Source organism: Planosporangium mesophilum, assembly GCF_016863255.1.
GTDB classification, from domain to species: domain Bacteria; phylum Actinomycetota; class Actinomycetes; order Mycobacteriales; family Micromonosporaceae; genus Planosporangium; species Planosporangium mesophilum.
This window is the reverse complement of record NZ_BOON01000096.1, coordinates 1-1,624: the sequence shown is the minus strand read 5'-3', so window position 1 is coordinate 1,624 and position 1,624 is coordinate 1. Positions and strand designations below refer to the sequence as shown.

Annotated in this window: 1 protein-coding gene; it reads left to right on the top strand. The window is 71.9% G+C overall.

Translation table 11 applies throughout. The annotated features are described in order from the left end of the window. Positions 1-1,624, top strand: a 1,624-nt coding sequence (locus Pme01_RS30680) for a substrate-binding domain-containing protein (protein ID WP_203935995.1), incomplete at its 5' end; no start/stop codon positions are given.

The following is a 1,624-nucleotide window of genomic DNA, read 5'->3' as shown; positions in this document are numbered from 1 at the left end:
GGGCCAGCCGTCGTGCGGTAGCCAGGTGCATCTGAGGGTGGCGGCTACACCGGAACTGGAGCCGGCGTTGCGTGCGACGACCCAGGAGTGGACGGCGAACCATCCGCGGGTGGGCGACAAGTGTGTCGTGGTGGAGGTCAAGGCGGCCGAGTCGGCCGATGTGGCGGCCGCGATCGCCGCGCAGGGCGGCACGACGCTGCCGGGTCTGACCCCGGTCGGTGGGGATGTCAGGGTGCCGGACGTCTGGATTCCGGACTCCTCGATCTGGGTGCAGCGGGTAAAGGCTGCCGTTCCTGATGCGGTGGTCGGTGAGGCGCCGTCGGTGGCGCGTAGCCCGGTCGTGCTGGCCATGCCGCAGCCGGTGGCCGCGAGCGTCGGGCTGGCTGGCGGGAAGCTCACCTGGCCGGCCCTGTTGTCGAAGCTCACCTCCGGCACTGCCAAGCTGCGGTCGGGGATCGTGGACCCGAACCGGGACGCCGCCAGTGCCTCCGGGCTGCTCGCGCTGGCCGGGGCTGCCCAGGCCAGCGGTGGTGCGGCCGGTCAGCAGGCGACGGTCGCGACGCTGCGGACGCTGGCCTCGGGTCGTTCGGCCCTGCGGGCCGATCTGCTGGCGCGGTTCCCGCGTGGCGCTGACGGCGCGTCGTTGGCGTCGGCGTTGATGGTGGCGCCGCTGTCGGAGCAGTCGGTCATCACCTACAACGCCGGCCAGCCGGCGGTGCCGCTGGCGGCGCTGTATGTCGAGCCGGCCCCCGCGCCGCTGGACTACCCGTTCGCCGTGCTGGCCAGGGGAAGTCAGGACCAGGCGGCGGCGGCGCGGGCGGTCCTGGGGGCGCTGCGCGACTCCGCGTACCGCGACCGCCTGGCCGGGCAGGGGTTGCGCGCCGGCGACGGCAGCGCCGGCGCGGGTTTCGCCGCCCCTGCGAGCGCACCGGCCGGGCCCGCCCCCGCGGGTGCGCAGCCCGACCCGCAGATCGTGGCCAAGCTGCTGGACGCCTGGTCGACCCTGGTGGCACCGGGGCGGATGCTCAGTGTTCTCGACGTGTCCGGCTCGATGGTCACCAAGGTCCCGACCGCCGGCAACGCGACCCGCGAACAGGTGGCGGTCCAGGCCTCGCTGCGCGGGCTCGCGCTGATGGACGACAACTGGGCCGTCGGCCTGTGGACCTTCTCCACCCAGCTCGAGGGCAACAACGACTACAAGCAGCTGGTGCCGATCGGGCCGCTGCCCGAGCAGCGCACAACGATCCAGAACGCACTCGCGACCATCAAGCCCAAGCCGAACGGCGGTACCGGCCTGTACAACACGATCTTCGCCGCCTACAAGTACACCCAGAGCGGCTGGGACCCGAGCCGGGTCAACTCCATCGTGATCATGACCGACGGCAAGAACGAGCAGGCGGCCGGCCTGACCCTCGACCAGCTCATCGCGGAGCTGAAGAAGATCGTTGACCCGGCCCGGCCGATCCAGGTCATCGCGATCGGCATCGGCAACGAGGTCAGCGAACCCGAGCTGAAGCGCATCACCGACACGACCGGCGGCGGGACGTTCGTGGCACCCGATCCGGCCAAGATCGGCGACATCTTCTTCCAGGCGATCGGGAAGCGCGCCACCCCGACCCGCTGA